Source organism: Thiomicrorhabdus indica, from assembly GCF_004293625.1.
Lineage (GTDB): Bacteria > Pseudomonadota > Gammaproteobacteria > Thiomicrospirales > Thiomicrospiraceae > Thiomicrorhabdus > Thiomicrorhabdus indica.
The window spans coordinates 2,267,489-2,293,025 of the sequence record NZ_CP033040.1 but is presented as its reverse complement, the minus strand read 5'-3'; the positions used below and the strand labels follow the sequence as shown (position 1 = coordinate 2,293,025).

Below are 25,537 nucleotides of genomic sequence, written 5' to 3'. Positions count from 1 at the left end.
AAAAGCACTCTTCATTATTTAGAGAGGTTCCCTAGTAAACAGAGTGGCTTTTTTCACCGGCCGGTAAACAGTCAGATAGACTGTAAAAATGGTTTTTCGGATTGTATAACAGCATTCATCGGGTTTGCTAGAATAACGGTTTTAGAGTATGGAATGACGGAGATTGGCGTGGCGAAACTTGCTTTTACAAAAATGCAGGGGTTAGGGAATGATTTTATGGTTGTGGATGCAACTCAAAAGCCATTCGATTATTCTGTAGGGCAGATTCAGAGCTGGTCTGATCGCAACTTCGGCATTGGCTTCGATCAACTTTTGGTGGTTGAGTCAACGGATCGGTCTCAGGTGGATTTTCGATACCGTATTTTTAATGCAGATGGTTCCGAAGTTCAGCAGTGTGGAAATGGTGCTCGCTGTTTCGCTCGATTCGTGTTTGATAAAGGCTTGACGGATAAAACTGAAATTACCGTGGAAACGGCTTCAGGCATTATAGTGCTTTATATTGAAGGTGACGGTGTTCGAGTGAATATGGGAGTGCCCAACTTTGCGCCTGAAGCCCTACCTTTTACGGCTGAAAAACAAGCAGATTCTTATGCGCTTCAAGTTGAGGAGCAAACGGTGATGATTGGAGCCGTATCAATGGGAAACCCTCATGTCGTGTTAGAAGTTGAAGATATTCAACAAGCTTCTGTTGATGTTTTAGGGCCGTTAATGGAGTCTCATGCGCGCTTTCCTGAGCGAGTCAATGTTGGTTTTGCACAAGTATTATCGCCGACAGAAATTGCTTTGAGAGTGTATGAACGTGGAGCTGCTGAGACCTTGGCGTGTGGCACAGGTGCATGTGCGGCAATGGTGGTGATGCGCCTTTGGAATAAAATTGAAGACTCAGTTACGATTCATTTACCTGGAGGAGATTTACTCATCCAGTGGAGCGGTCAGCCCGAATCTCCGGTGTGGATGACTGGCCCTGCGGTAAGTGTGTTTGAAGGTCTGATTGAAGTCTAAAAATTATTAAAGTGATAGAAATTATATTAGGTTTGTCGGACACCTTTGAGTTTCGAGATGCTCCAAAAAGAATAATTAGAAAATGAATAGACTTAGCAAACTTAGTGCTTCGAGTGACATGATGGTTAATGAGACGAACTCAAACAGTGAAGTCGTTGTTGAAGAATCCAATAGTATTGAAAATTTGTCAGGTCATGCCTTGATAGATTTCGAGGTTCAAGTTGAAGAATACCTTCGACATAATCCCCGTTTTTTTGAGGGGCGAGAAGCTTTGTTGAGTGAAATGCTTTTATCACATCCTCAAACCGGTCAAACAGTCAGTTTACTGGAGAGACAACTTGCCATTTTGCGTTCTAAATCAGACTTATTTGAGACACAAGTAAATGAGTTTATCGGTCATGCCATGGCCAATACGCAAATTTTTGAGAAGATCCAAGCGTTCAGTGCTGCTCTGATGCGAACTCAAACTGACCAAGAAGCGATTGATTGTATTTATCAGCAAATGCAGATATTGTTTTCGGTCGATGAAACCTCTTTGCACTCATTTGATTTGCCCCATAAAAGTTTGGATGGTTTAAAGCAATTGGGGTTGAATCAACGTTGGGCAAATGCATTAGCGACCACTCTTAAAATAGATCGGCCTCTTTGTGGTGCGATTGAAGAGGCGTGGCGACAAGGATTGTTTTATCAACACGATTCGATTGCCTCGGTATGCGTCATTCCTTTAGGTGAAAGCTCGGTTTGGGGAGTGTTGGCGTTGGGAAGCCTTGATTTAAAGTATTCTGGGACTGAAACCCTGTTTTTGAAATTTATTGGGCAGATGGTGACCTCGAAACTGTCACATTTATTTGTTGAGAGTGTTTGATTTTGTTTGAAGGAGAGGATTGTGACGATTGATGATTTTACTAAAGCTTTACAGTCGTTAAATCGCTCTGCACATACTCTTAAAAATTATCGGAGAGATTTGCAATCCTTCTTAGCGTTTTGGCAGGTTAGTTATTGTCAGGATACGGAAATGCCATCCAATGACTTTATTGAGGCGTTTGATCAATGGTCGAATATTCAAACCACACACATTAAAGATTACCTCGCACACCGTTCTCAGCAAGGCGTGCATCCGCGAACGCTATCGCGAGAATTGTCCAGTTTAAGAAGTGCACTGAATTTTTTCTTGGAAAATGGTGTTGTCAGTCGAAATGTCGCCAAAAGTGTTAAAGCTCCGAAACAGCCTGCCCCTTTGCCAAAAAGTTTGGATGTTGACCAAACGACCAAACTGCTCTCGATTGGCGAGCAGGAAAATTCTATCAAAGCTTCCAATAATGATGCTCCTCAAATGGATAATTGGCAGAACATTCGAGATCAGGCGATTTTTGAATTGCTCTACTCTGGTGGCTTGCGTGTGAGTGAATGTGCTCAGCTGGATGTGATTGCGGTTGCTCAAGGGATCGATTCTGGTTGGGTTAAAGTTTTCGGAAAAGGGAGTAAAGAACGTTTGGCTCCGATGGGCTCGAAAGCAAAGAGTGCTATTAAGGTTTGGCTATCTATTAGAGCACTGCATGCAAAGCCTGATGAACAAGCGCTATTTGTCAATCGTTATGGAAATCGTTTGGGTGTACGTTCAATTCAAGCAAGCTTGGATAAACGAGCGCAGCAAGCCGGTTTGCCAACGAAAGTGTCTCCGCATCGTTTACGCCATGCCTGCGCGACTCATGTTCTCGAATCCAGTGGCGACCTTCGTGCAGTTCAGGAAATGTTAGGCCATGCGAATTTATCTACAACACAAATTTATACCAAGTTGGATTTGCAGCATTTAGCAAAAGTTTATGATTCAGCTCATCCCAGAGCAAAGAAGTAAGTTTATGATTGATTTTTGGGATGTCGCTTTTCGTAAGTACCTTTGGTTCTCGTACTAATGTTCCATTTCAAATAAATTATATGGGCGATTGAGCTCGAAAATCTTATCTTCAGAAGTTTATATACTGCTTATTTGCTATAGAATAGTCGCCAAATACGATTCACAGGTTTAGGAGACCAAGTTTTGACTAATCAAACTGAAAACTCTAGCAATATGAATAATTTTCGCGGTACAACCATCTTGTGTGCAAAGCGTGGTAATCAAATGGTCATTGGTGGTGATGGACAGGTGACACTTGGCCATGTGGTCATGAAAGGCAATGCGCGCAAAGTACGTCGCTTATATAACGGTCAGGTTTTGGCTGGGTTTGCTGGAGCGACCGCTGATGCGTTTACATTGTTTGAGCGTTTTGAAGCACGCTTGCAAACCCATAATGGACAACTAATGCGGGCCGCTGTAGAAATGGCCAAAGATTGGCGTACGGATCGCGCTTTACGAAAGCTTGAAGCGATGATGTTGGTCGCCGATCAAGAGAACATGTTGCTGATTTCTGGGACAGGGGATGTCATTGAGCCGCAGGAAGATTTCATTGCAATTGGGTCTGGTGGCAATTATGCCTATTCTGCTGCCAAAGCTTTGATGGATAATACCGATTTGAGCGCAAAAGATGTGGTTGAAAAAGGTTTAAACATTGCCGCGGATTTGTGTATTTACACGAACCACAATTTGACCATTGAAATGTTAGAAAAAGAAGCTTAAGCAAAGTCTACCGGCCGGTTACTTTCAGGGAGAAGTTTATGGCGAATGAGAAGATAGATGAAAAGGTGAATAAGAAGGCGAGTGATCAGTTTTCAGAGCAATCGGAAGGTGATGTAAAAAATGCTTGTGTTGATGCACGTTCTAATTCGATGGCAGAAAAAGTATTTGAAAACTTTTTATGGAACAGTCGGTTTGTCGTATTGATTGCAGTGGTGGCAAGTTTATTGACTGCTTTTGCACTGTTTTATATGACCTCGATTGACGTCTATTACACGATTGCGCATTTATCGCATTATCATGCATTGGATGATGCTGGACGTGTCGAGTTAAAAGCTCTTACAGTGGCTCATGTCGTTGCCTCGGTGGACGGGTTTTTATTAGGTGCCATTATGTTGATTTTCTCATTGGGTCTTTATGAGTTGTTTATCTCTAAGATTGGGCCTGCCAGTGGAAATACTTCGAGTAAGATTTTGATTATCAATTCACTGGATGATTTAAAAGATAAGCTCGCGAAAGTGATCTTGATGATTTTAATCGTTATGTTCTTTGAGCAAGCCATTTTCCTCAAACCACAGGAACCATTAGAGTTGCTCTACTATGCGTTGGCGATTATGTTGGTTGCGTTGGCGCTTTATTTTTCACATAAAGCCTATGAAAGTAAGCACTAAGCAGAGTATTTCTAGTCGGTATTTATTGGACAGGAGTTGTTTGTGATTGCGTTTCTGACCGATTTAAAAGCCTGACGATTTTTTAAAAGAACCAAGCAAATGCTTGGTTTTTTTGTTTGGATGAACGTATTCTACGAGCTGTTTTATTGAGTTGTAGTGATTGATAAATAAGGCTCGAGGAGTGACAAAACCTTTTGCAAGGCGCCTGTATTTTGTTCAAACGTTTGGAAGGCTATTTCTCCCCATTTGCTATTTGTTTTATCGTCAGTTAGAGCGATAAGCTGGGATGCTAGCCCTTCAGGAGTGTCGCAAATTTGAATCGCATTCTCATCAATAAACACCTGATAGAGCGCTTCTAGATTTTGGTAGTACGGACCTGAGAGAACCGGTTTTTGCCAAGCAGCAGGCTCAAGAATATTGTGTCCGCCGAAATTGACCATTGAGCCACCAATAAAAGCCGCATCACTGATTCCCATCCAAAAAAGCATCTCTCCGACGCTGTCAGCAAGGACAACCTGAGTCGTTTGCCTTAGTGTATGCTGTTCTAATGATTGCCAGTCACTGCGTTTTTCATAATGCCATGTTTCCCTTAGTAAGCTTTGTTCGACTTCGATAAAACGGTCAGCTTGCCGTGGAACTAAAATTAATACTGCATTTGGCTGTTTGGCTAAAAGCTTTTTATGTGCTTCAAGCATGAGCGCTTCTTCATCTTCATGCGTACTTGCTGCGACCCAAATAAAGCCATTGTGATGCGCTTTCCAAGCATTGGTTTGTTGGCGTAATTGGTCTGAGATTGATATATCAAATTTTAGGTTTCCAATAGTTTGCAGTTTATTCGTATTGACACCAAGTCGAGCAAAGTTGTCGTGATCCGCTTTGAATTGACATGCTATGGTTTCGATTTGATTTAATTTGTCGCAAAGCCATTGTCCGCCATATTTTTGATAGCTCTGCATTGAGCTGCGTTTTAGCCGGGCATTTACCAGTAGTATGGGAATGTTTAAATCGTGGCACGCTTGAATGAGGTTTGGCCAGATTTCGGTTTCGATAATCACAACCACCTTGGGTTGCAGTTGTTTTAAAAAACGTTTAACGGCAAATGGATAATCGAGCGGCAGGAAGCTATATTGAATACCGGCCGGTAGGGTTTTGACCAGCTGTTTAGCGCCTCGAACGGAACCATTCGTTAGGGTTAAAGGCATATCTGGATAAAGGTTTTGCAGTTCTGAAATAAGAGGGAGAACTGAACGAGTTTCCCCAAGAGAAACCGCATGGATTAGAACACCATTTTGTTTTATACCGGCCGGTAACTTTCCAAATTTTTGCGCAAAACAATGTTCGAGGCGCGGTTCAGTTTGGGCGGCTTTACGACATTTCCGCCAACTGATTCCAGCTACAATCGGCAAAGCTGAGTGAATGAGGGTGTTGTAGATTATGCTTCGCACGTTGATGCTCATTATTCTGTTGTTTATATTTTAGGCATTTATTTCAAGTCGTAAATCTGAATCACGCCCTGAATATTCCCCATTTCACCAACAAGTAAACTGGTGATTTTATTGTCACTCATCAATATTTCAGCTTCACTCAAACGCGCATTCGGTGAGATTAATTTCGGTCCATGGCTCATTAAATCTTGTGCGGTTTTTGCGGCTAGGCCAGAAAAATCTTGCTCCATTTGTCGACGTAAATCGCCGTCGGTAATAATGCCTTCACCTTCATTTACAATACAAAGGCCTAATCGACCTTCAGTCATTGTATGAATGACTTCCTGTGCACTGGCATTGGTTGAGACTTTTGGTAAGTTTTCAGTTTTCATTTCGTGTTTGACGCGACTGAGAAGTTTTCTGCCTAAACTTCCTCCTGGGTGAAAGCGGGCAAAGTCTTGCGGTTGAAATTCTCGTGCTTCCATTAAGGCTACAGCCAATGCGTCGCCCATTGCTAGGGTTGCGGTAGTGGAGGCGGTGGGGGCAAGTTGGTGAGGGCAGGCTTCTTGCGGGACAGCGATGTTTAAGTGATAGTGCGCGTTTTCCGCGAGTGTTGAATTGGGTCGGCCGGTCATGGCAATGACGATATTGTTATTGTCTTTTAAGAAAGGTAACAGTTTGATGACCTCTTCGGTTTCTCCTGAATTAGATAAGGCCAAGAAAATATCTTCTGGCGAAACCATGCCTAAATCACCGTGGAATGCTTCTCCGGGATGCATAAAAAAACACGGCGTGCCAGTGCTGGCTAGAGTTGCCATGATTTTTTTACCAATCAAGCCGGATTTCCCCATGCCACAAATCACAACTCGTCCCCGAGTTGACAGGATGGCGTCAATGGATTTATTAAAGTCATCGTCAAGCAGCGTTTTTAAATGAGTGAGTGCTTGCGCTTCAATATCGAATACACGTTTTGCGGTTTGTTGGTAATTCACTTTCATAGTTGGAATTTGAAGCTTTTATCGTCAGTTTGTAAAAATTTAGGTCATTTTAATATGAATTGAAGTCATAAAAATAGAGATAAGTAAATTAGAAGAATGAATTTGATCCGGAAGCTATGTTTGATATGACATAAGTACAGTGTTAAAAAACGAATTGGCTCACAATTTTAAGCGTTAATGTTTTTGATGTTACTTTTTTTGATTATTCTCAAGTATTCAGCGAATTTATGATGGATTTGCAAGCAACTTTGATTCTCAGCTACTTCCAATGAAGCTTTGGTGATACGATGGATTACGTGCGTGTTTTTGCGGAGGTGCTCTTCGATCTTCTTTTCATAAAACTGTCATTCTCCGATTGTCTTAATGTAGACAATAAGATAGTTTTGTATTCAAGCAGTTTTCTACGTAATTTTCAGGTAGGTGTTAGAGAATGTCTTTATCTGGGTTGTTTTTTGCTAGGTTTGATTGCTCGCAGGCAACAATGAAATATTCAAAACACTATCTGGTGATAGTTTTATCGTTGGGTTTGGCGTGAAATGAGAGCACAATGTGAATGGTTGAGTACAAGCTAAATATTTACCGGCCGGTTAAATAAAAAGATTTTTTGGTGCATATGCACTTAGTTGTTAGTCTGTCATCGACGAAATGGTTTTGGACATTCGTATCATTCAAAAAATGCTTGCAGAAGCGTTTGGATGCCTGATGATTCATATAGAGGATTTCCATGAAATATTATTGTGAAACAAAAACCAGTACCGAATTGACTCGTAATACCCTTGCATTGGTTTTAGCTGGTGGTGAAGGGAGTCGTTTAAAAGATTTGACGCGTTGGCGAGCGAAACCGGCTGTGCCGTTTGGTGGTAAGTATCGAATCATTGATTTCGTCTTATCGAATTGCGTGAATTCAGGGATTCGAAAAATTGGGGTTTTAACGCAATATAAGTCACATTCATTGATTCGACACATCCAGCGTGCGTGGAGTTTTATGCGTTATGAAGTCGGTGAATTTGTAGAGTTGTTACCGGCTCAACAGCGTATTGATAAAGAGTGGTACCAGGGAACCGCTGATGCACTTTATCAGAACTTGGATATTATGCGACGTCACTCACCTCAGTATGTAATGGTTTTGGGTGGGGATCATATTTATTCGATGGATTACAGCAATATGTTGCTTGCTCACGCTAACTCTGGAGCTGATGTGACAATCGGTTGTATTGAAGTACCAATAGACGAAGCGCGTGGTTTTGGGGTGATGTCCGTTGACGATTCTTTAGAAATTACCAAGTTTACTGAAAAGCCTGCAAATCCTGACCCGATGCCAGGTAAGCCTGATATGGCGTTGGCTTCTATGGGCATTTATATATTTTCTACGGAATTCCTATTTCAAAAACTAATTGAGGACCGGGATAACCCTGATTCATCGCGTGACTTCGGTAAAGATATTATTCCTTCGATTATTGATAGCCAGTATGTACAAGCTTATCCATTTGTCGATAAGGAAGAGAATCCGCTCTATTGGCGAGATGTAGGAACCGTTGAGTCTTTCTGGAAAGCGAATCTGGATCTATGTTCGATTGAACCCGAACTGAATTTGTATAACCGTGATTGGCCGATTTGGACCTACCAAGCTCAAATGCCACCAGCAAAATTCATTTTTGATGATGAAGGACGAAGAGGGGAAGCGATTGACTCTTTAGTATCTGGTGGTTGTATTATTTCTGGTGCGAGAATTAAGCGTTCTATTATTTCAAGTGGATCACGAATCCATAGTTATTCACTTATTAAAGATTCGGTGTTGTTGCCTCGGGTTGATGTGGGGAGAAATTGCCGTATTCAAAATGCAGTGATTGATAAAGGTACGATTATTCCTCCCAATACAGTAATTGGCGAAGATCCTGTTGCGGATGCTGAGCGTTTCTATCTTGAAGAATCTTCGGGCATTGTCTTAGTTACACCAGACATGTTCGGGCAGCGTTTGCACATTACTCGATAAGTTTTGATGTGTGTATGGTTGAGTAATGGAGTAAGGCGAGTTTATGAGTGAGAAAAAAGTTAAGTTAGTGGTCTGTTGGCACATGCATCAACCACATTATCGTGATGGTGAAGATGGTGAATATCACCTTCCTTGGGTGTATTTGCATGCCATAAAAGATTACACCGATATGGTTTGGCATTTGGAAAAATGTCCCGAGGCAAAAGTGGTTGTCAATTTTGCCCCTGTGTTATTGGAACAGTTGGATGACTACGCTCAGCAGATTGAGGAGTGGTTGGACAATGGTCAGCCAATGCAAGACCGTTTGCTTAACTTACTCGCTGGCGTTGAGCCGATTTCCGGCCAGCTGTCTCAGCGCCAAGAAATTGCGATTCTATGTCAAAAAGCGCATGCTCCAACCATTATTCATGCCTTACCGTATTTTCATGAAATGGTCGAACTGCTGCAAAACTGTGATTTGGTTAACGATGTATCGCATTGTGTTCAATTGTCGTATTTAAGCGAACAGTTCTTCATTGATTTGTTGATGTGGTATCACCTTGCTTGGATGGGAATCAGCTTACGCCGTGATGATCACCGAATTACATTGTTAATGCAGAAAAAGAAAAACTTTTCTAAGAAAGATCGCCGTCTTGTTATGGAAATTTTGTTTGATGCGATTCGTAATATTATTCCTCGTTACAAAGCGTTATTGGATCGTGGCCAAATTGAGCTTTCTATGAGTCCTTATGGGCACCCGATTGTACCGCTCATGTTGGACTTTAATAGTTTGCATGAATCCACGCCAAATGCCCCTTTGCCACAAGCGCCTGCCTACCCAGGTGGTGAGGAGCGTGCTCGTTGGCACTTGGAAAAAGGCCAAGAAGTTTTTGAGCATTATTTTGGTCAAAAGTCCAAAGGCGTGTGGTTATCGGAAGGGGCTTTGAGTTCTGAAGCTGTGAAGCTGTTAGATGATTATAACTTGCAATGGACGGCTTCCGGTGAAGGTGTTTGGCGGCATTCATGTGAAGCATCGCAAATTAATCCGCATTTGATTAACAGTAAAAAGGCTTTGTATTCTCCTCTTAAGCATAAAGATGCTCATGCAAAACTGTTCTTTAGAGATGATGGTATGTCGGATTTAATCGGTTTCCAATACAAGGACTGGCGTGCCGAAGATGCGGCGAATAACTTTGCTCAAAATATGACGAATATTGCTAACTTTTTGGGAGAAGAGGCTGACCAGCATGTCGTAAGTGTGATTCTGGACGGGGAAAATGCGTGGGAATACTATCCAGATAATGCTTATCATTTCTTAATGGCTTTTTATGATGTATTAAGTGACCATCCAAGAATTGAAATGACGACCTTTAGTCAGGCCATTGAGGATGGTTGCAAAGTGCGAGAGCTTCCCATGTTAAAAGCCGGTAGTTGGGTCTATGGTTCTTTCTCAACTTGGATGGGCGATAAAGACAAAAATCTTGGCTGGGATTTGCTGGTTGCAGCAAAAGAAAGCTTCGATAAAGTTATGGCAACGCAAACATTTACTGAAGAAAAGTCGCAGGCGATTATTGATCAATTAGCGATTTGTGAAGGTTCGGATTGGTTCTGGTGGTTTGGGGATTATAACAATGCTCAAAGTGTTAAAGACTTTGATCACCTGTATCGTTCACATCTTAAAAAACTCTATCAACTGCTTGAAGTAGAAATTCCCGAGGCTTTGAATCAACCGATTTCTCATGGTGGTCATGGGGTTGAAAACGGTGGCACTATGCGTCGAAATGCTTAGGGAACCTTTGATTGAATCAAATTAATTTCTGGCAACGCCAAATTTGTCAGGTTAAGGCGTGAAGTTGCAGCAATGTCTAGACCTTGCAAAACTTCATAACGCAGAGATGGCAGATTTGGCTAAGCCCTTGTGGGTGAGGCTTCCAGCCCACTTCTTTGTCGTTGTGACTCTTGACCTTAGAATAACTAAGGTCGGCGCGCCACGCCTAAAATAAGCGAGCTGGAAGTCTCGCAGAATTTCAATTTGATTCAATCAGAGGTTCCTTAGTGAAATTCGCCTGAATTAATAACGGTAAAAGGTTAAGAAAATGCCAAATCCTCCGACTTCAAAGAATTTTGGATACAAGCAGCGTCAAGCGGGTGTGGTTTTGCATATCACCTCTTTGCCGCAAGAAAGCAGTCAAACCGCCGGTTGTTTGGATCAAAACGCTTGGCGTTTTATTGATTGGATGGAAAGAGCTCAGCTGAAAATTTGGCAAATGCTTCCACTCAATGCTCCACATGATGATTTATCGCCTTACAGCGCGCTTTCAGCGTTTGCAATGAACCCGAGATTTTTACCGGCCGGTTGGAAATCGGATTTTGAAAAAGAGTTTGAAGGGTCAACAGACGCTTTTGAAACTTATTTAAATTCGCCTCCGCATTGGTTGGAGGATTTTGCATTGTTTATGGCGCTGCGTGAACATTTTGAACATCGCGCTTGGAACGAGTGGCCAGAGGCATATAAGTATCGGGATTCAAGTGCTTTAGAGATTTTCAAGGCTGCGCATCAAATTCAGTTATTGGAAATTAAGCAACAACAATTTTGGTTGTCACACCTGTGGCAAGCATTAAAAACTTATGCGAACCAAAAAGCCATTACGCTATTTGGCGATATGCCAATTTTTATCGCTTATGACAGTGCGGATGTGTGGGCAAATCCTGAAAATTTCAAATTAGACCAATCTTTAAATCCAACCGTCGTTGCAGGAGTACCCCCCGATTATTTTTCCGAAACAGGTCAACGTTGGGGGAATCCGCATTATGACTGGGAAAAAATGGAGAAAGATAATTTCTCTTGGTGGCATTTGCGCATAGAGCATGCATTATCACAACTGGATGTGTTACGAATTGACCATTTCCGCGGCCTTGAGGCAAGCTGGGAAATTCAAGCGGATGAAGAGACTGCAATGAATGGTGTATGGGAGAAGGTTCCCGGAGAACGGTTGCTACAGAGTTTGCAAGAATCCATGCCAAATATGCCTCTTGTTGCCGAAGATTTAGGAATTATTACACCGGAAGTTGTGGCATTAAAAGAAGCGTTTGATTTACCCGGTATGGCGGTTCTGCAATTTGGGTTTAATGGTTTGCCGGATAATCCGCATGCGTTAGATGAACAGGTTGAAAATTCAGTCGTTTACAGCGGAACTCATGATAATGATACGACTATGGGGTGGTTTGAGAGTTTAGAACCTGGAGCTCAGAATTGGATTTGGTCACAGCTAGAAAGTACTCACAAGGAATTGGAACAAGTGGGTGTGGATGTGCAAATGCCTTGGCCATTGATTATGGCTGGTCTGAAAAGTGTGCCCAATTGGTTTATAGCACCGATGCAGGATTGGTTGGCTTTGGGGGCGGAATCACGAATGAATACTCCTGGTACTATTGAAAATAACTGGAATTGGCAATTGCAAGAAGGGCAGCTTACCGAGGAACTTGCAGACAAAATCGCGACATTAATTCAATCCACCGGCCGGTCATAATTGAGCAAACAACGACTTTCAAAAAAGATCAGCATCCAAAAACTTCACTCCTTTTCAGAGAGTATTTCAGTTAAAGGAATCAAATGGGCAGCAATAAAATGACTTCAAAAAACATGAAAACCACCCAAGAAGATTCAAAATTATCTTCACCGGCCGGTCAAAACACGACAACTGGAAATAATGAAAAGAGCAGCACTGTGAAAGCAAAAAATCAAAAATGGGTGCCAATGGTCGAGCGTTTGGTTGAGCAACAATTGGTATTGAGACATGACATTGAACGTTTAGCACAAGGTTGCCATCATGACCCTTACGGTATTTTGGGATTGCATCAATTGGCGACTCTGAGCGGTAGTGCTTGGGTAGTACGTTGTTGGTTACCAAGTGCTGAAGCAGCTTGGCTGCCGGTGGATGAAGCGACGCGATTCGATTTGCATCGCATTGAGGGCAGTGATTTGTTTATTGTTTTTCTGGAAGAAGCTGAAAAACAAATATTAGGCCCGCATTTTTCTGTAGCGTGGCAAGAGAGTGACGAACAAGTTCATTCGGTCGTTTCACCTTATAGCTTTGTCCCGCAAATTGGTGAACTGGATACGCATTTGTTTTCAGAAGGACGTCATTGGCATGCTTACAACATGTTGGGGGCGAAACCTATGAAGGTTGATGGCATCTCTGGTGTGCGTTTTTCGGTTTGGGCACCAGCGGCAGAGCGAGTTTCAGTGGTGGGCGATTTTAATGGTTGGCATGGCCTTCGTCATCCGATGCGAGTTTTAGGAGGTTCAGGGGTTTGGGAAATTTTTATTCCGGGGCTTCAGGCGGGCGATCTTTACAAGTTTGAGATTCGCAATGCGCAGTCTGGTCGAGTGTTTACCAAAATTGATCCTTTCGTACAGTCTATGGAAAAACGGCCAGACACTGGGTGTTTGGTTTATGAGACAAGTTATCAGTGGCAAGATCAAAATTGGCAGTCTAAGCAACAGAGCTATGACTGGCAAAAGTCGCCAATTAATATTTACGAAGTGCATTTAGGGTCTTGGCAGAGAACGGATGATGGACGCTTTTTGAATTATGCAGAGATTGCGCATCGTTTGGTCGAGTATGTTAAGTGGATGGGCTATACGCATATTGAATTGTTACCGATCACTGAACACCCTTTAGATCAATCTTGGGGTTATCAAACCACCGGTTATTTTGCACCGACCAGCCGTTTTGGAACGCCAGATGATTTTCGTTATTTTGTCGATATCTTTCATCAGAATGATATTGGCGTATTTTTGGATTGGGTGCCTGCGCATTTTCCTAAAGATGAATTCGGCTTGGGTCGATTTGATGGCTCAGCACTCTTTGAACATGAAGACTCACGTTTGGGTGAGCACCAAGATTGGGGCACTTACATCTTCAACTTTGGACGCAATGAAGTACGAAATTTCTTGATTGCCAATGCGCTTTACTGGTTAAAAGAGTTTCACATTGATGGTTTGCGTGTGGATGCGGTCGCTTCCATGCTGTATCTGGATTATTCGAGAGATGATGGGCAGTGGCTACCAAATAAATATGGCGGTCGTGAAAACCTAGAAGCGATTGATTTCCTAAAAGAACTCAACCATGAAGTTCATTCACAATGCCCGGGTGCAACGGTGATGGCTGAAGAATCGACCTCATGGCCCATGGTGTCGCGTCCAACATGGATGGGGGGGTTAGGCTTTTCCATGAAATGGAATATGGGGTGGATGAATGACACTTTAGAGTATTTCTCAAAAGAAACGGTCTTCCGTGCATACCATCATAGTGAACTCACTTTTAGTCAAATGTATGCGTATTCTGAAAACTTTATTTTGCCGTTATCGCATGATGAGGTGGTCCATTTAAAAGGTTCGTTGATTGAAAAAATGCCTGGAGATGATTGGCAGCGAGCAGCGAATTTGCGTTTGTTATTGAGTTATCAGTTGCTGCATCCCGGTAAAAAGTTGTTATTCATGGGGTCAGAGTTTGCGCAATGGCAAGAGTGGTCAGAGTCCAAAGCCTTAGATTGGCATTTGTGTGATCAGCCTTTAAATCGCGGTGTTCAGCTATGTACTCGCCGGCTAAATCATTTGTATCGCGAACTTCCAGCTCTGCATGAAAGGGATTTTATAAGCGAAGGTTTTCAATGGATTGATTGTCATGACTATGAGCAATCCATCTTGAGCTTCCTTCGATGGAGTGAGCAACAACATTTAGTGTGCGTGTTTAACTTTACGCAAATCCCTCGAGAACATTACCGTATTGGAGTACCTTCTACCGGCCGGTATCAAGTGGTCTTTAATAGTGATGATGAACAATTTTATGGAAGTGAGTGGCTGCTAGAGGGATGTTTTGAAGCTCAAGAGTTGCCGTGGATGAATCAGCCATATTCGATTGAGCTTTCTCTACCGCCATTAGCGTCTGTTGTGCTGATGTTAGAACAGTGATTACCGACTAAGCCTTTGAACTAATTTGAAAAGAATGATGAACTTATGAAAGTGTTATTTGCGACCTCAGAAGCGCACCCGCTCATCAAAACTGGTGGCTTGGCGGATGTTAGTGGAAGTCTTCCAAAAGCTTTAAAAGCTTTGAAAAATCAAGTGCGTATTATTTTGCCAGCCTATCGGGCTGTGTTGGACAAAGTGGCTGATAAATCCCCGAAACACATTGCTCGTGTCGAAGTAGGCGGGTGTGGTCGTCACTATCAGGCGGATGTTTTGGAAGTGAAAGCAAAAAGTTTTCCTTCCCTTGGTGTTCCGATTTGGTTGGTAGACATCCCTGAACTTTTTGACCGGCCGGGTAATCCATATTTAGCACAGGATGGAACGGACTGGTGGGATAACGGTGAGCGTTTTGCCGTTTTTTCTAAAGTTGTCGCTGAAATTGCCATGGGGCGTGTTGGTGTGAAATGGCAACCGGATGTTGTGCATACCAATGATTGGCAAACAGGGTTGGTCAATGCGCTTTTGAGCCTTGAACAGGATCGTCCACGAACGGTTTTTACGATTCACAATATGGCTTATCCGGGTAATTATCCAGAGTCACTCTTTGCACAGCTGGAATTGCCTTGGTCTCTGTGGCATATGAATGGGGTTGAATTTTGGGGGCATTTTTCAATGCTTAAGTCGGGATTGATATATGCCGATCGAATAACAACGGTCAGTCCAACCTATGCCAAAGAGATTTGTTTGAATGAGTACGCTTATGGCTTTGAGGGTATTTTGCAGGAGCGCAGCCAAAAGGGACATTTGATTGGTATTTTAAATGGAATTGACGATCAGGTTTGGAATCCTGAAGTGGATGAGTTTATTGCCCACCAATACAGTGTGGAAAAAGGCCGAGTTTCTGCGAAAAAGAAAAATAAGGCAAAGTTGTTAGAGGAGTTTTCGATTCTGAACCATGTGAACGAGGAAGAGGTTTCTGCAAACTTTGATAGATGGTTGGAAGCTCCCTTATTTGGGTTTGTCGGGCGTTTGGTTTGGCAAAAAGGGGTCGATGTTGTTTTAGAAGCCTTGCCAAACTTATTAAAGCACACGGATGCTAACTTTATTTTTGTCGGTTCTGGAGAGAAATACTTCGAAGAAAAGTTGATGGAGTATTCTCAGCACTACCCAAAACGCATTTGGACTTACATTGGCTACTCGGAAAAATTAGGCCATGAAGTCGAAGCTGGGGCTGATATGTTCTTAATGCCGTCACGCTTTGAACCATGTGGGTTAAATCAGTTATACAGTTTGGCGTATGGTACACCTCCAATTGTAAACTTTACCGGCGGCTTAGCCGATTCAGTCATTCCTGCGACCAGTGAGAATTTAGCCAATCATCTCGCAACAGGTTTTGTATTTTACGAACCGGCTGCTTATGCGTTTGAGGAAGCTGTCCATTCTGCTTTAGCCTTGTTTGCCAAAAAACGCACATGGCAAAAGTTGCAGAAAATCGGTATGCAACAGAGTTTCGATTGGCGTAATAGTGCGCAGCAGTATTTAAAAGTCTATCAGGGAGAAGAATCGTGAGTCAGGTGCAGAATGCCCTTCCAAGCGAAGTTTTACAAAAACGCCAAGCCATGGTGGAAAAACTACTTTCTACAACGGGAATGTCAGTGGAAGATATTGAAGAGGATTTCCTGAAATATCTGTGTCATACCATTGGTCGAAATCTATCCTCCGAAAAATACTATATTTTTAAAGCTTTGTCTTATGCCACGCGCGACCGCTTAATGGTTTATTGGAAAAAGACTTGGGAAGCCTACAATCGTCAAAAAACAAAAAAAGCCTATTACTTATCTATGGAGTTTTTGATTGGACGTTCTTTGACGAACAATCTACTGAATCTGGGCATTGATAGTGAAGCCCAGCAAGCGATGTATGAGCTCGGGTTGAACCTAGAAGAAATTGAACATGCAGAGCGAGACGCAGGTCTTGGAAATGGTGGTTTAGGCCGGTTGGCTGCCTGTTTTATGGATTCCTGCGCAACGCTACAGCTTCCGGTAATGGGGTATGGACTTCGCTATGAATATGGCATGTTCCGGCAGGTGATAGAAGAGGGATATCAAGTTGAAAAACCTGATCATTGGTTAGGAGAAGGCCCTTATCCTTGGGAGGTGCAGCGTGCTGAATATACGCAAATTGTGAAGTTTGGAGGGGAGTCACGCTTGTATGTCGATCCGCAGACCAAACAAATGACGGCGCACTGGGAAGATGCCGAAATGATTGAGGCTGTGCCTTATGATGTGCCCATTCCTGGGTATAAAAATCATACGGTGAATACTCTGCGACTTTGGTCTGCCTCTTCACCCGACGGATTTAATTTAAGTGAGTTTAATGCAGGTTCCTATACGGAAGCGGTTGAAGCAGAAGCGAAAGCAGAAAACATCACCATGGTGTTGTATCCAAACGACTCCAGCGAAAATGGCAAGCAGTTACGTTTAAAGCAGCAATATTTCTTGGTTTCTGCTTCATTGCAAGATGTATTGGATCAGTGGAAACGTCAGTATGGAAGTTTGGATGACTTTGCTGATTTTAATTCTTTTCAATTGAATGATACCCATCCGAGTTTAGCGGTTGCAGAGCTTATGCGATTGTTGGTGGACAGAGAAAAAATGCAGTGGGATGATGCATGGCGTATGACCACAAAGATGATGGCCTACACTAACCATACATTATTGCCGGAAGCCCTTGAAAAGTGGCCTGTGGAATTATTTAAAAAGCTCCTGCCTAGACCATTAGAAATTATTTATGAAATCAATTCGCGCTTCCTGTCCGAAGTTTCTATGCGTTGGCCAGCGGATTTGGAGCGACAAAGACGTATGTCTATTATTGATGAACATAACAATGTCTGTATGGCGTATTTAGCAATTGTAGGAAGTCATTCTGTGAATGGCGTTGCTCGGTTGCATTCGAATTTGTTGAAAGAGGGCTTGTTTAATGATTTTTATCAATTGTGGCCGCATAAGTTCAATAATAAAACAAACGGTGTCACTCAAAGACGATGGTTAGCAGGTTGTAACCCAAAATTACGAGAGTTGCTGAATGGCAAGATTGGCGAACAATGGGTGACCCATTTAGATGAACTTTCTAAGATTGAATCACTTGCGAGCGATAAAGTATTTCGTGATCTCTGGTATCAGGTAAAACAGCATAATAAACAAGTTTTGGCGGATGCGGTTTTTGAACATACAGGGGTTACTTTGAACATTGAGTCTCTGTTTGATGTTCAGGTGAAACGCATCCATGAATATAAGCGCCAATTGCTAAACGTGCTGCATGTAATCCATCTTTACGCCCGTATTAAGCGTGGAGACACTGAAAACTGGACCAATCGTGTGGTATTGTTCGGTGGTAAGGCCGCTCCGGGTTATGCAATGGCTAAAAAGCTGATTAAATTGATTAATAATGTTGCACATGTTGTCAATAATGACCCGCAAGTTGGAGATAAATTAAAAGTCGTGTTTTATCCCAATTATCGAGTTTCGGTCATGGAGAGAATTTGCCCAGCAGCAGATTTATCAGAGCAGATTTCGACGGCTGGTAAAGAAGCATCAGGCACCGGAAATATGAAGTTCATGATGAATGGTGCTCTCACGATTGGAACGCTTGATGGCGCAAATGTTGAAATTCGAGAAGCAGTCGGTGAGGAAAACTTCTTTTTATTTGGCTTGCAAACACACGAAGTTGAAGAACTACGTCATCATTATCACCCTCAAAGCTATATTGATCGAAGTTTCAATTTACAAGAAGTCATGAAGCTCTTAACGGTTGGGCATTTTAACCAGTTTGAACCGGGTATTTTTGATGATGTGATTCACTCAATGACGTCACCCAGTGATGCTTGGGTCACACTTGCAGACTTTGATAGTTATGTTGAAGCACAAGAACAGGCCGCTGAACTCTATCAAAATAGAGAGTTATGGGTTAAGAAAAGTATTATTAATACAGCCAGAAGTGGTGTGTTTTCTACAGATAGAACCATGAGAGATTACAACGAAGATATTTGGCAGCTTGAGCCGATTACAATTAAATAAGTTTTTATAATATAAAGCGCTATTTAGCTTATAAATGAAGCCCGAATCTTGTTTGAGTATTCGGGCTTTTTTTATGCTGGATAAAACTTTTTAACCATTGTTTTTTATTAAATTTGTTATAAATAGATGCACTTGTGTTTTTTAAATGAGTATAAAGTGTGTTTAAATCAAAACAAATGGGTGTTATTTCTAGTCTGCTTGTCTCAGCGGTCGCAATTGTGGTTGTGTTGTGGGTGGGGAGTCAGCAACAAGCATTAATTTCAATATTTAAAAGCAAGCAGATTGATCAACGTTTTTTAGCAATGAAATTAGCCAAACAGCGTTTGATGCAGTTTGCGGTTCTACAGCCAGAAATTTATCAAACGAACTCTGATAGTACCTTAAGACCGGCCGGTAAAATGCCTTCGTTGGGATACTTTCCGTGTCCGGATTTAGACGGGGATGGCCTTTTGCTCAATACAGAGAGCAGTTGCGGTAATCCTTATGACAGCTTAGCCCCTAATCCAGATGCAACCGGTTTTGTACCCGACCCTGAGTTAAGTTCGGGTGGTGAAAATTGCGATGGCACTTCGCCATGCATGGGGTTTTTACCCAGTCGGTTTAAAAGTCGGTTTGTGTATTTTGGAAAACCGGCTAAATATTATTTGGTAGTTGATGAGCGTTTTGCCTATCAAAGCGCTTACTACAATACAGGTTCAAGCCAATACTTCACGCCTTTATCGGTTGACACCATCGAGAGTGCTTCAACGCCTCTAGGATTAAGTTTAGATAACACTGATGGCTACATTGCCCTGTTAATTGATGCGGGCAATAACGGTCTCAGCCCTGAAAACCAAGATGGTGATCGTTTTTTTATCTCTCCGAGTGCGCCTGTTGCACTGTCGCAATCAAATGACGATTCTGACTTGATTGTCGGTATTACATGGGAGGAATGGAAATTGTTAATAGCGAGAAGGTTATGTATTGAAGCCATGCGCTGGAAAGGTGAAGGCGAGTTTACAGGCTTGAGTACCGAGCAGCATTGGGCAAAGTCGTTTAATGATTCTAATCCCGCTTTGCCAGAATACAATCCTTTTGGTTCAGGCGTTGAGAGTTGGATTTCCAGTTGTACATTTAAGTAAGGTGGGTCAGTGAAGTATCGTTTTGGATTACAAAAAGGTTTAGGACTCTTGGACTTGAGTATTGCCATGGTGATTATCTCGCTGATATTTATGGCAGTGCCAAATGTCTGGACTCAAACTACACAGGCGAAAGGTCGAATTAGTCAGGACTTATTGATGTTACAACTTGAAGAATCGATGCACTTGTTTCTTCGAATAAATGGGTTTTTGCCTTGTCCCGATACGAATGGCGATGGTCATGAAAGTCGGAACACAAATGGAACTTGTAAAGATCGAGAAGGTGGCTTGCCCTATGCAGATTTCGGTTTTTCTGAAGCGGATGCTTGGGGCAACCCTTGGTACTACCGAGTGCATCAACGCACGGAAAGTTCGACATATATCAACCGAGTTTGTGAGCCGACCAGCGTTTTTGCGAGTAGTGGCAGTGAGGATTTAACCGATTTTTGGTTATGTCCAGAAACAGAAACGTTTTATTGCAAATCAGCGAGTTCAGCCAGTAATTGTGATTCGGTGTGCAATGAAACTTGTGTGGATAATGTATCGGCTCATCCCACAGATTTTCAAAATCGTCCTCCTTATTACCATCTTTCTACCCGGCCGGTAGGAACTTTAAAGGTGTCTTATGGCATTGAAATTCAAGATGCGAATTTTCAACCCATCGAAGAAGGTGCGATTGCGACGGTGATTTCATGGGGAGAAAACGGTTTGGGAAGTTATGCATTGACCTGTTCCCAATCTGATTTGACGACTGCGGAGCAGGAAAACTGTGATGGTGATACCGGTTTTGTTTTCGATGAACCTAGCCGAAATAAAGACTATGTTCTTTGGTTTGATATGAATCAAGCTAAGAATGCATTAATTCAGAGTGGCAGACTTCAATAAGTAAATTGACTTTTTTTTAAAGACTAAAGGAGTAAACTTAAATAGTTGACGTCTCAGTATTAACTTTGGAATCTATATGAAGCAAAGACGACAAACAGGTTTCTCACTGGTTGAAATTTCCATTGTTTTAGGGGTTTTAGGCGTTATTGTTGGAGGGGGTGTCTCCTCTTATAATGCATTTATCGATAACGCTTATCAAAATAGCACCAAAGCCAAACTTGAGCAGACCAAGCGAGCGTTATTGGATTATGTAACGGTTAATTATCATATGCCGTGTCCAGATAGTTTTGATGATGGCGATTATGATGGCAAGGAAGACCGAGAGCCAGATGGAACTTGCACAGCTTCAACAGGGTTCGTTCCTTATGGTGAGATTGGTCGAAGTAAAGCCGATAGTAGTGATGAATGGCACAATGTATTTGCCTATGGTGTCAATGCGGATGTGAATAGCCTTTCAGATATGTCGTCTAATGATGGCTCGACCACTCAAGAGTCTCAAGGCAATACCGAAGCAAGCTATTTTGCCAATCAAACGATTGTGCATAGTGTTGGAAATTCAGATATTTCATTACCCTATTTTGGTTTGGATACTCCTGTTACTTCCTCAACCGACTTTAGTACCTACACCAGTAACAGTTATACCGTTTGTAAACGCGACTCGGCTAAGTGCGCCAGCGCGTCAGATTATGAAGTGCAATCTATTCCAGCGGTATTGGTGGCGTTTAATGAAAATGGTGCTAATTTGGCTTTAGACACATGTGCTGGAAAAACTCTGAGTTTAAGAGAAGCAATGAATTGTACAAATACTGGGGCAAATGAGCGAAAGCTTTGGCGCGGTATGTTTTCAGATAAGGCTGCCGATTTCTTTGATGACCAAATCGTGACCATCTCCGCCTATGAAATCAAACAGCAAGTTTTGGATCGGTTAAATCAATTTACATTGAATTTAGGTGGTGATAGAGGTTCAGATTGGAGGTGCTACAAAATGATTGTTAATGAAGAGCTTTCCAATAGCAACCAGCTTAACATCAGTACTAGCGGTAATAATGCTTACTTAGTCACAAAAGATATGACAATTTCTGGTAATTTTGGCTTGAAAGCCGGTGATGATATTTTAGGTGTCTTGGGGTCGGTTGGGGCAATCGATGGTAAGGCTGGGACAGATTTGGTTGTGGTATCGCAAGACGTCTATTCAGGGCTTTCAGGTTTCCAGATAGTTGCAGCAAAAATCAATAACGTTGAATATATCTGTCATTATGAAGATTTAAACTCTTGCTATGATGTTGCAATGGGCACTTTGGTGAACCCAAATGATTCAGGGTATGAGATTTTAAAAGCTTTAGTGATTTCAATCGATTATGATCAAAACTGTGGTGCAGGATAAACCTTATAAATGGGTAAGGGAGATTAAGTATTGTTGAAAATAATGCAAAAGCACATTGGACATCAATCAAAACAACGCGGCTTTATAGTGTTGCTTATTATGATGATGCTTGTCGTTGGAGCAGCAGTTTGGTTTGGAACGATTTCTGGGCTTAGAGCACAGAATATGCAAATTCAAATGCACAATATGCATATTCGAGAATTACACCAAATCAAACAAAAAATGCTGACATTTGCGGTTATGCAACCGGAAATTTATTACTCTGAAATATCTGGCAGTCCAGATTTCGATGAAATACCTGGGATAGGCTATTTTCCTTGCCCGGATAAAAACGGCAATGGTTTACCGAATGATGGCTTTGATATTGATGGCATTCCTATTGCAGGTGTTGTTAATAATTGTGGCAGTAGTGATGGTTTTGTAACAGGTATTGTTCCAATTAAATCAAGTGACAACCGTTATACATTTGTTGATAACCCAATAGACTCTAATCTATATTGGTTTTCAGTCGATTCGAGATTTGTAACAAGTAATTCAATTTCTACACATAGATTTTTGCCCCTTAATTCAATATCGCCAGCGAATGCAAATTTAACTGTGGATGGGCGAAATGACATTGTTATGGTACTTTTTTATGCGGGTGACCCACTTGTAGGACAAAACAGGTCTTCTCTTTCGCAAAGCAACTATCTTGACCAAGGTAATGCCGACGATGATGAGAATTTTTTTACAAAAGATGGTGCACCAGATGTTTTTAATGATTATGTCATTTCAATTACACTGGAAGAGTGGAGAGCTGCAGTATTAAGCCGAGTTAGTAAGGATGTAACCAAAGATGATGATGGTGATGGCATAGCTGACGATGATAATAATAATGATTTGCCTGATAGAGGTGGGAATAATGTTCCAGATTTGTGTGAATCGAATAGGGTGAAGGATAACGCTAATCATTGGTTCAATCGCTGTGCATTTATTGCGGGGTCTGCTGATTTTATTGGTGATTGTGACTTAAGTGCTTTAGAAGATAACTTTAATGGGCAAAACTGGCATGAGTTTTTTTGTGAATAAATTACTGGGTTGAACATGAAGCAAAGAGGGTTCTCACTATTAGAGTTAAGTATTGCCATTGTTATTCTTGGCGTGATTCTCTACGGTATTAAGCTATCTCAGTCAAGTATTAGAGAGTTTGATAGCCATAAAGTGAATAAGCTTTTAATGCACGATGCGAGGCAGGTGTTGCTGACCTTTGTCCAGGTCAACGGTTTTTTACCATGCCCTGATACAGATACGCCTGCAGATGGGCGCGAAAATAGAAAAAATGATGATACTGATAATAGTCAAGCTTGTGTTCGACACTATGGTGGTTTGCCTTATTTAGATTTAGGTATAAGTGATAAAGATGAATGGTGGAGTGGTCTTTATTATTCAGTTAATCAAGATACAGATAATGAGGCGGCAGGGTTGGATGATATTGCCAACCCAAACGCATCTGCAAGTTACTTTAGTAATCGTTTTACACCAAATTCTGGATTCGATTTCAATACGCCACCTATTGGGGTTCTAGGAGGGCCTCGAAGAGGCAATGGTAACTTTGTTATCTGTAATGATGTTACAGCGAGTTGCGATGGCTCTACACCCAATGATGACATTATTGAACATGCAGCGATTGCCGTGGTAGTGAGCTATGGTGATAATGGCAATGCTCCTCGCAGCCCTTCAGAGACAGAAAATACTGACAATGATGATTATTTCTGGCAGGCTCGAAGAAATATTTCTTCAGGCCAAGAATTTGATGACCAATTATTTTGGCTTACTGGTTACGATGTTAAATACGCTATTATTCGTTCTGAAAAAGGCTTGCCAGATATGCCTGTTCCATCTCCGTAGTCTCAAATGAGTCATTCAATATCGACTGTTTGGAGGGGGCATGAAAATTTTTAGGGGAGACAAAATGAAAAAAAGTACGCAACTAGGGTTTTCACTTTTGGAGCTCTCTATTGTCCTTGCAATTATGGGCATAATTGGAGTAGGAGGATTACTTTCATATTCAGAGCAGCAAACACATGTGTATTGGAAAGAAGCGGACAATCGTCTTTCACTGGTTAAATCGTCTCTTTTAAGCTTTGTAAAAACGAACAAATACTTGCCGTGTCCAGACACAGATAATGATGGTTTTGAAGATCGTAACGGTAACACTTGCCAGGGACACAACGGTGGAGTGCCTTTCAATGATCTTCAATTATCATTAGCTGAAGTCTCCGACAGTTGGGGGAATAAATTTCATTACGCTGTAAACCAAGATAGTATCAATGTATTAACTCCTTTAAATTGTGGATCGCCACCTTGCGATTGTCCTCAGAAATCTGCCTGTTTCTTAAACAATAACGCACCACCTCAATTTGATTTAACCACTTTTCCTTTACCTGGTGTCGGTAATCAAGGTGTTGGAAACCTAAATATTTCATCTTCTTCTGACTTAGTTGGCGGGAATTTGATTGCAGTTTTGGTGGCTTATAACCAAGATGGAGAGGATATTTCTGGTGGTTCTAGCCAAGAAGATGAAAACCAGGATACAGACACTAGCTTTCTCCAACTAATTTATTCGAATAATCCGAGTTCATTTTTTGATGATCGTATCAAATCTATTTCAGCCAATGAATTAAAAGAGCAGCTAGACTCAGAACTTGACCCCCAAGTTGTAGACATTGGAGGAAGCGAAAATGTGACTATTATCGAACCTGAGGGTGAGGAAAATCTCCTGGCGAGTGATACTGTCGGTATTGCAGGAGGGAGTGGTGATGATGACCGCTTTGCATCTGAAATAGGGGTGAATGTGGTGTCAGGGGCTCTGGATTTTGGCGCTGAAAATGCAGGTCGTATGGTTACCGTATCATTTGATATGGAGGTGACAGGTGGATGGGAAGATGCAGATGCTTTAAATGAAGGGCAAGGGGCAGAATATAGTGGTGGAAGAATAGAAACTCAAGACCAATTTGTTGTGGCTTTTAATTCAGATGTAGATCAAGAGCTTTATGGTCATTCGGAAGATGGAACCTTGGTCGATTTGGATGATGGGATAAATATGCTTCTAGGGGAGAGTGGAAAAACAAAAGAAGAACTACAATCTGATCCGAATTATCAAGACCAATTCTTTTTTTATGATGAAAATGACGATAGTGATAACACATGGTATGAATACAAAACTTATAACGTACAGTTAGATGAGAATGGAAAGGTAAATATTGATTTTGCTAACTTTTCAACTCAAACATCTGAAAATGTTGATGTGAGTAATATTCAGGGTGCTTTATACAATGTACCACCCAAGGTTCCCAATTTCCCTGGAGATACGGTCTATGAAGAAGGTGAATTAAGCACAATAGAGCAAATAATTGCCGATAATAAACCTTAAAGGATTTAGG

At 41.8% G+C, this 25,537-nt stretch carries 19 protein-coding genes; 17 read left to right on the top strand and 2 right to left on the bottom strand.

The features are described from left to right. Positions 1-153 precede the first annotated feature (153 nt). From dapF to D9T12_RS10065, 5 genes are all read left to right on the top strand, one after another. A complete protein-coding gene (dapF, locus tag D9T12_RS10085) occupies positions 154-1,002 on the top strand; it encodes a diaminopimelate epimerase (protein WP_130538051.1) in 849 nt (282 codons plus the stop codon). 82 nt (positions 1,003-1,084) lie between these two features. Then, positions 1,085-1,867 (top strand): DUF484 family protein, encoded by a 783-nt coding sequence (locus D9T12_RS10080; protein ID WP_130538050.1) that lies wholly within the window; start codon positions 1,085-1,087, stop codon positions 1,865-1,867. 21 nt (positions 1,868-1,888) lie between these two features. Further along, positions 1,889-2,857, top strand: a complete 969-nt coding sequence (locus D9T12_RS10075) for a tyrosine-type recombinase/integrase (RefSeq protein WP_130538049.1) — start codon at positions 1,889-1,891, stop codon at positions 2,855-2,857. A gap of 213 nt (positions 2,858-3,070) precedes the next feature. Beyond that, the gene (gene hslV, locus D9T12_RS10070; RefSeq protein WP_130538602.1) at positions 3,071-3,616 is read left to right on the top strand and encodes an ATP-dependent protease subunit HslV; all 546 of its coding nucleotides are present in this window, start codon (positions 3,071-3,073) and stop codon (positions 3,614-3,616) included. A 38-nt stretch (positions 3,617-3,654) separates the two neighbouring features. Beyond that, positions 3,655-4,284, top strand: a complete 630-nt coding sequence (locus D9T12_RS10065; RefSeq protein ID WP_240693177.1) for a YqhA family protein — start codon at positions 3,655-3,657, stop codon at positions 4,282-4,284. 143 nt (positions 4,285-4,427) lie between these two features. Here D9T12_RS10065 and D9T12_RS10060 read toward each other — a convergent pair whose 3' ends face one another. Together D9T12_RS10060 and D9T12_RS10055 are read right to left on the bottom strand one after the other, a co-directional pair. Beyond that, a complete protein-coding gene (locus tag D9T12_RS10060) occupies positions 4,428-5,729 on the bottom strand; it encodes a 3-deoxy-D-manno-octulosonic acid transferase (RefSeq protein WP_165395092.1) in 1,302 nt (433 codons plus the stop codon). A 38-nt stretch (positions 5,730-5,767) separates the two neighbouring features. Next, positions 5,768-6,706 carry a KpsF/GutQ family sugar-phosphate isomerase gene (locus D9T12_RS10055; protein WP_130538047.1) on the bottom strand — a complete coding sequence of 313 codons (939 nt, stop codon included), beginning with the start codon at positions 6,704-6,706 and terminating at the stop codon, positions 5,768-5,770. Between the two features lie 724 nt (positions 6,707-7,430). Here D9T12_RS10055 and glgC point away from each other — a divergent pair. From glgC to D9T12_RS09995, 12 genes are all read left to right on the top strand, one after another. After that, positions 7,431-8,699, top strand: coding sequence for a glucose-1-phosphate adenylyltransferase (gene glgC / locus D9T12_RS10050; protein ID WP_130538046.1), 1,269 nt, complete (start codon positions 7,431-7,433; stop codon positions 8,697-8,699). Positions 8,700-8,742: 43 nt separating this feature from the next. After that, positions 8,743-10,467, top strand: a complete 1,725-nt coding sequence (locus tag D9T12_RS10045) for a glycoside hydrolase family 57 protein (protein ID WP_130538045.1) — start codon at positions 8,743-8,745, stop codon at positions 10,465-10,467. Between the two features lie 307 nt (positions 10,468-10,774). Beyond that, complete coding sequence (gene malQ, locus D9T12_RS10040) at positions 10,775-12,208, top strand: 4-alpha-glucanotransferase (protein ID WP_130538044.1); 1,434 nt, start codon at positions 10,775-10,777, stop codon at positions 12,206-12,208. A 227-nt stretch (positions 12,209-12,435) separates the two neighbouring features. Further along, positions 12,436-14,655: a 1,4-alpha-glucan branching protein GlgB gene (gene glgB, locus D9T12_RS10035; protein ID WP_130538600.1), complete on the top strand. Its 2,220-nt coding sequence runs from the start codon at positions 12,436-12,438 to the stop codon at positions 14,653-14,655. A gap of 45 nt (positions 14,656-14,700) precedes the next feature. After that, positions 14,701-16,221, top strand: coding sequence for a glycogen synthase GlgA (gene glgA / locus D9T12_RS10030; RefSeq protein WP_130538043.1), 1,521 nt, complete (start codon positions 14,701-14,703; stop codon positions 16,219-16,221). Between the two features lie 50 nt (positions 16,222-16,271). Beyond that, a complete protein-coding gene (locus tag D9T12_RS10025) occupies positions 16,272-18,728 on the top strand; it encodes a glycogen/starch/alpha-glucan phosphorylase (RefSeq protein ID WP_130538599.1) in 2,457 nt (818 codons plus the stop codon). Between the two features lie 158 nt (positions 18,729-18,886). Beyond that, positions 18,887-19,849, top strand: a complete 963-nt coding sequence (locus D9T12_RS10020; protein ID WP_130538042.1) for a hypothetical protein — start codon at positions 18,887-18,889, stop codon at positions 19,847-19,849. Positions 19,850-19,858: 9 nt separating this feature from the next. Continuing rightward, positions 19,859-20,731: a type II secretion system protein gene (locus tag D9T12_RS10015; protein ID WP_130538041.1), complete on the top strand. Its 873-nt coding sequence runs from the start codon at positions 19,859-19,861 to the stop codon at positions 20,729-20,731. Positions 20,732-20,807: 76 nt separating this feature from the next. Further along, entirely contained in the window at positions 20,808-22,115 is a 1,308-nt protein-coding gene (locus tag D9T12_RS10010; RefSeq protein ID WP_130538040.1) for a prepilin-type N-terminal cleavage/methylation domain-containing protein, read from the top strand. 33 nt (positions 22,116-22,148) lie between these two features. Further along, positions 22,149-23,183: a hypothetical protein gene (locus D9T12_RS10005; RefSeq protein WP_130538039.1), complete on the top strand. Its 1,035-nt coding sequence runs from the start codon at positions 22,149-22,151 to the stop codon at positions 23,181-23,183. Positions 23,184-23,198: 15 nt separating this feature from the next. Next, positions 23,199-24,002 carry a type II secretion system protein gene (locus D9T12_RS10000; protein WP_130538038.1) on the top strand — a complete coding sequence of 268 codons (804 nt, stop codon included), beginning with the start codon at positions 23,199-23,201 and terminating at the stop codon, positions 24,000-24,002. Positions 24,003-24,066: 64 nt separating this feature from the next. After that, positions 24,067-25,527: a type II secretion system protein gene (locus tag D9T12_RS09995; protein WP_165395091.1), complete on the top strand. Its 1,461-nt coding sequence runs from the start codon at positions 24,067-24,069 to the stop codon at positions 25,525-25,527. The last annotated feature ends 10 nt before the right edge of the window (positions 25,528-25,537 follow it).

Excerpts from the sequence above, each read along its gene's own strand:
- dapF (WP_130538051.1), top strand. The coding sequence starts at position 154 with ATGACGGAGATTGGCGTGGCGAAACTTGCTTTTACAAAAATGCAGGGG.
- D9T12_RS10080 (WP_130538050.1), top strand. The coding sequence starts at position 1,085 with ATGAATAGACTTAGCAAACTTAGTGCTTCGAGTGACATGATGGTTAAT.
- hslV (WP_130538602.1), top strand. The coding sequence starts at position 3,071 with ATGAATAATTTTCGCGGTACAACCATCTTGTGTGCAAAGCGTGGTAAT.
- D9T12_RS10065 (WP_240693177.1), top strand. The coding sequence starts at position 3,655 with ATGGCGAATGAGAAGATAGATGAAAAGGTGAATAAGAAGGCGAGTGAT.
- D9T12_RS10055 (WP_130538047.1), bottom strand. The coding sequence starts at position 6,706 with ATGAAAGTGAATTACCAACAAACCGCAAAACGTGTATTCGATATTGAA.
- glgC (WP_130538046.1), top strand. The coding sequence starts at position 7,431 with ATGAAATATTATTGTGAAACAAAAACCAGTACCGAATTGACTCGTAAT.
- D9T12_RS10045 (WP_130538045.1), top strand. The coding sequence starts at position 8,743 with ATGAGTGAGAAAAAAGTTAAGTTAGTGGTCTGTTGGCACATGCATCAA.
- malQ (WP_130538044.1), top strand. The coding sequence starts at position 10,775 with ATGCCAAATCCTCCGACTTCAAAGAATTTTGGATACAAGCAGCGTCAA.
- glgB (WP_130538600.1), top strand. The coding sequence starts at position 12,436 with ATGGTCGAGCGTTTGGTTGAGCAACAATTGGTATTGAGACATGACATT.
- glgA (WP_130538043.1), top strand. The coding sequence starts at position 14,701 with ATGAAAGTGTTATTTGCGACCTCAGAAGCGCACCCGCTCATCAAAACT.
- D9T12_RS10025 (WP_130538599.1), top strand. The coding sequence starts at position 16,272 with ATGGTGGAAAAACTACTTTCTACAACGGGAATGTCAGTGGAAGATATT.
- D9T12_RS10010 (WP_130538040.1), top strand. The coding sequence starts at position 20,808 with ATGAAGCAAAGACGACAAACAGGTTTCTCACTGGTTGAAATTTCCATT.
- D9T12_RS10000 (WP_130538038.1), top strand. The coding sequence starts at position 23,199 with ATGAAGCAAAGAGGGTTCTCACTATTAGAGTTAAGTATTGCCATTGTT.
- D9T12_RS09995 (WP_165395091.1), top strand. The coding sequence starts at position 24,067 with ATGAAAAAAAGTACGCAACTAGGGTTTTCACTTTTGGAGCTCTCTATT.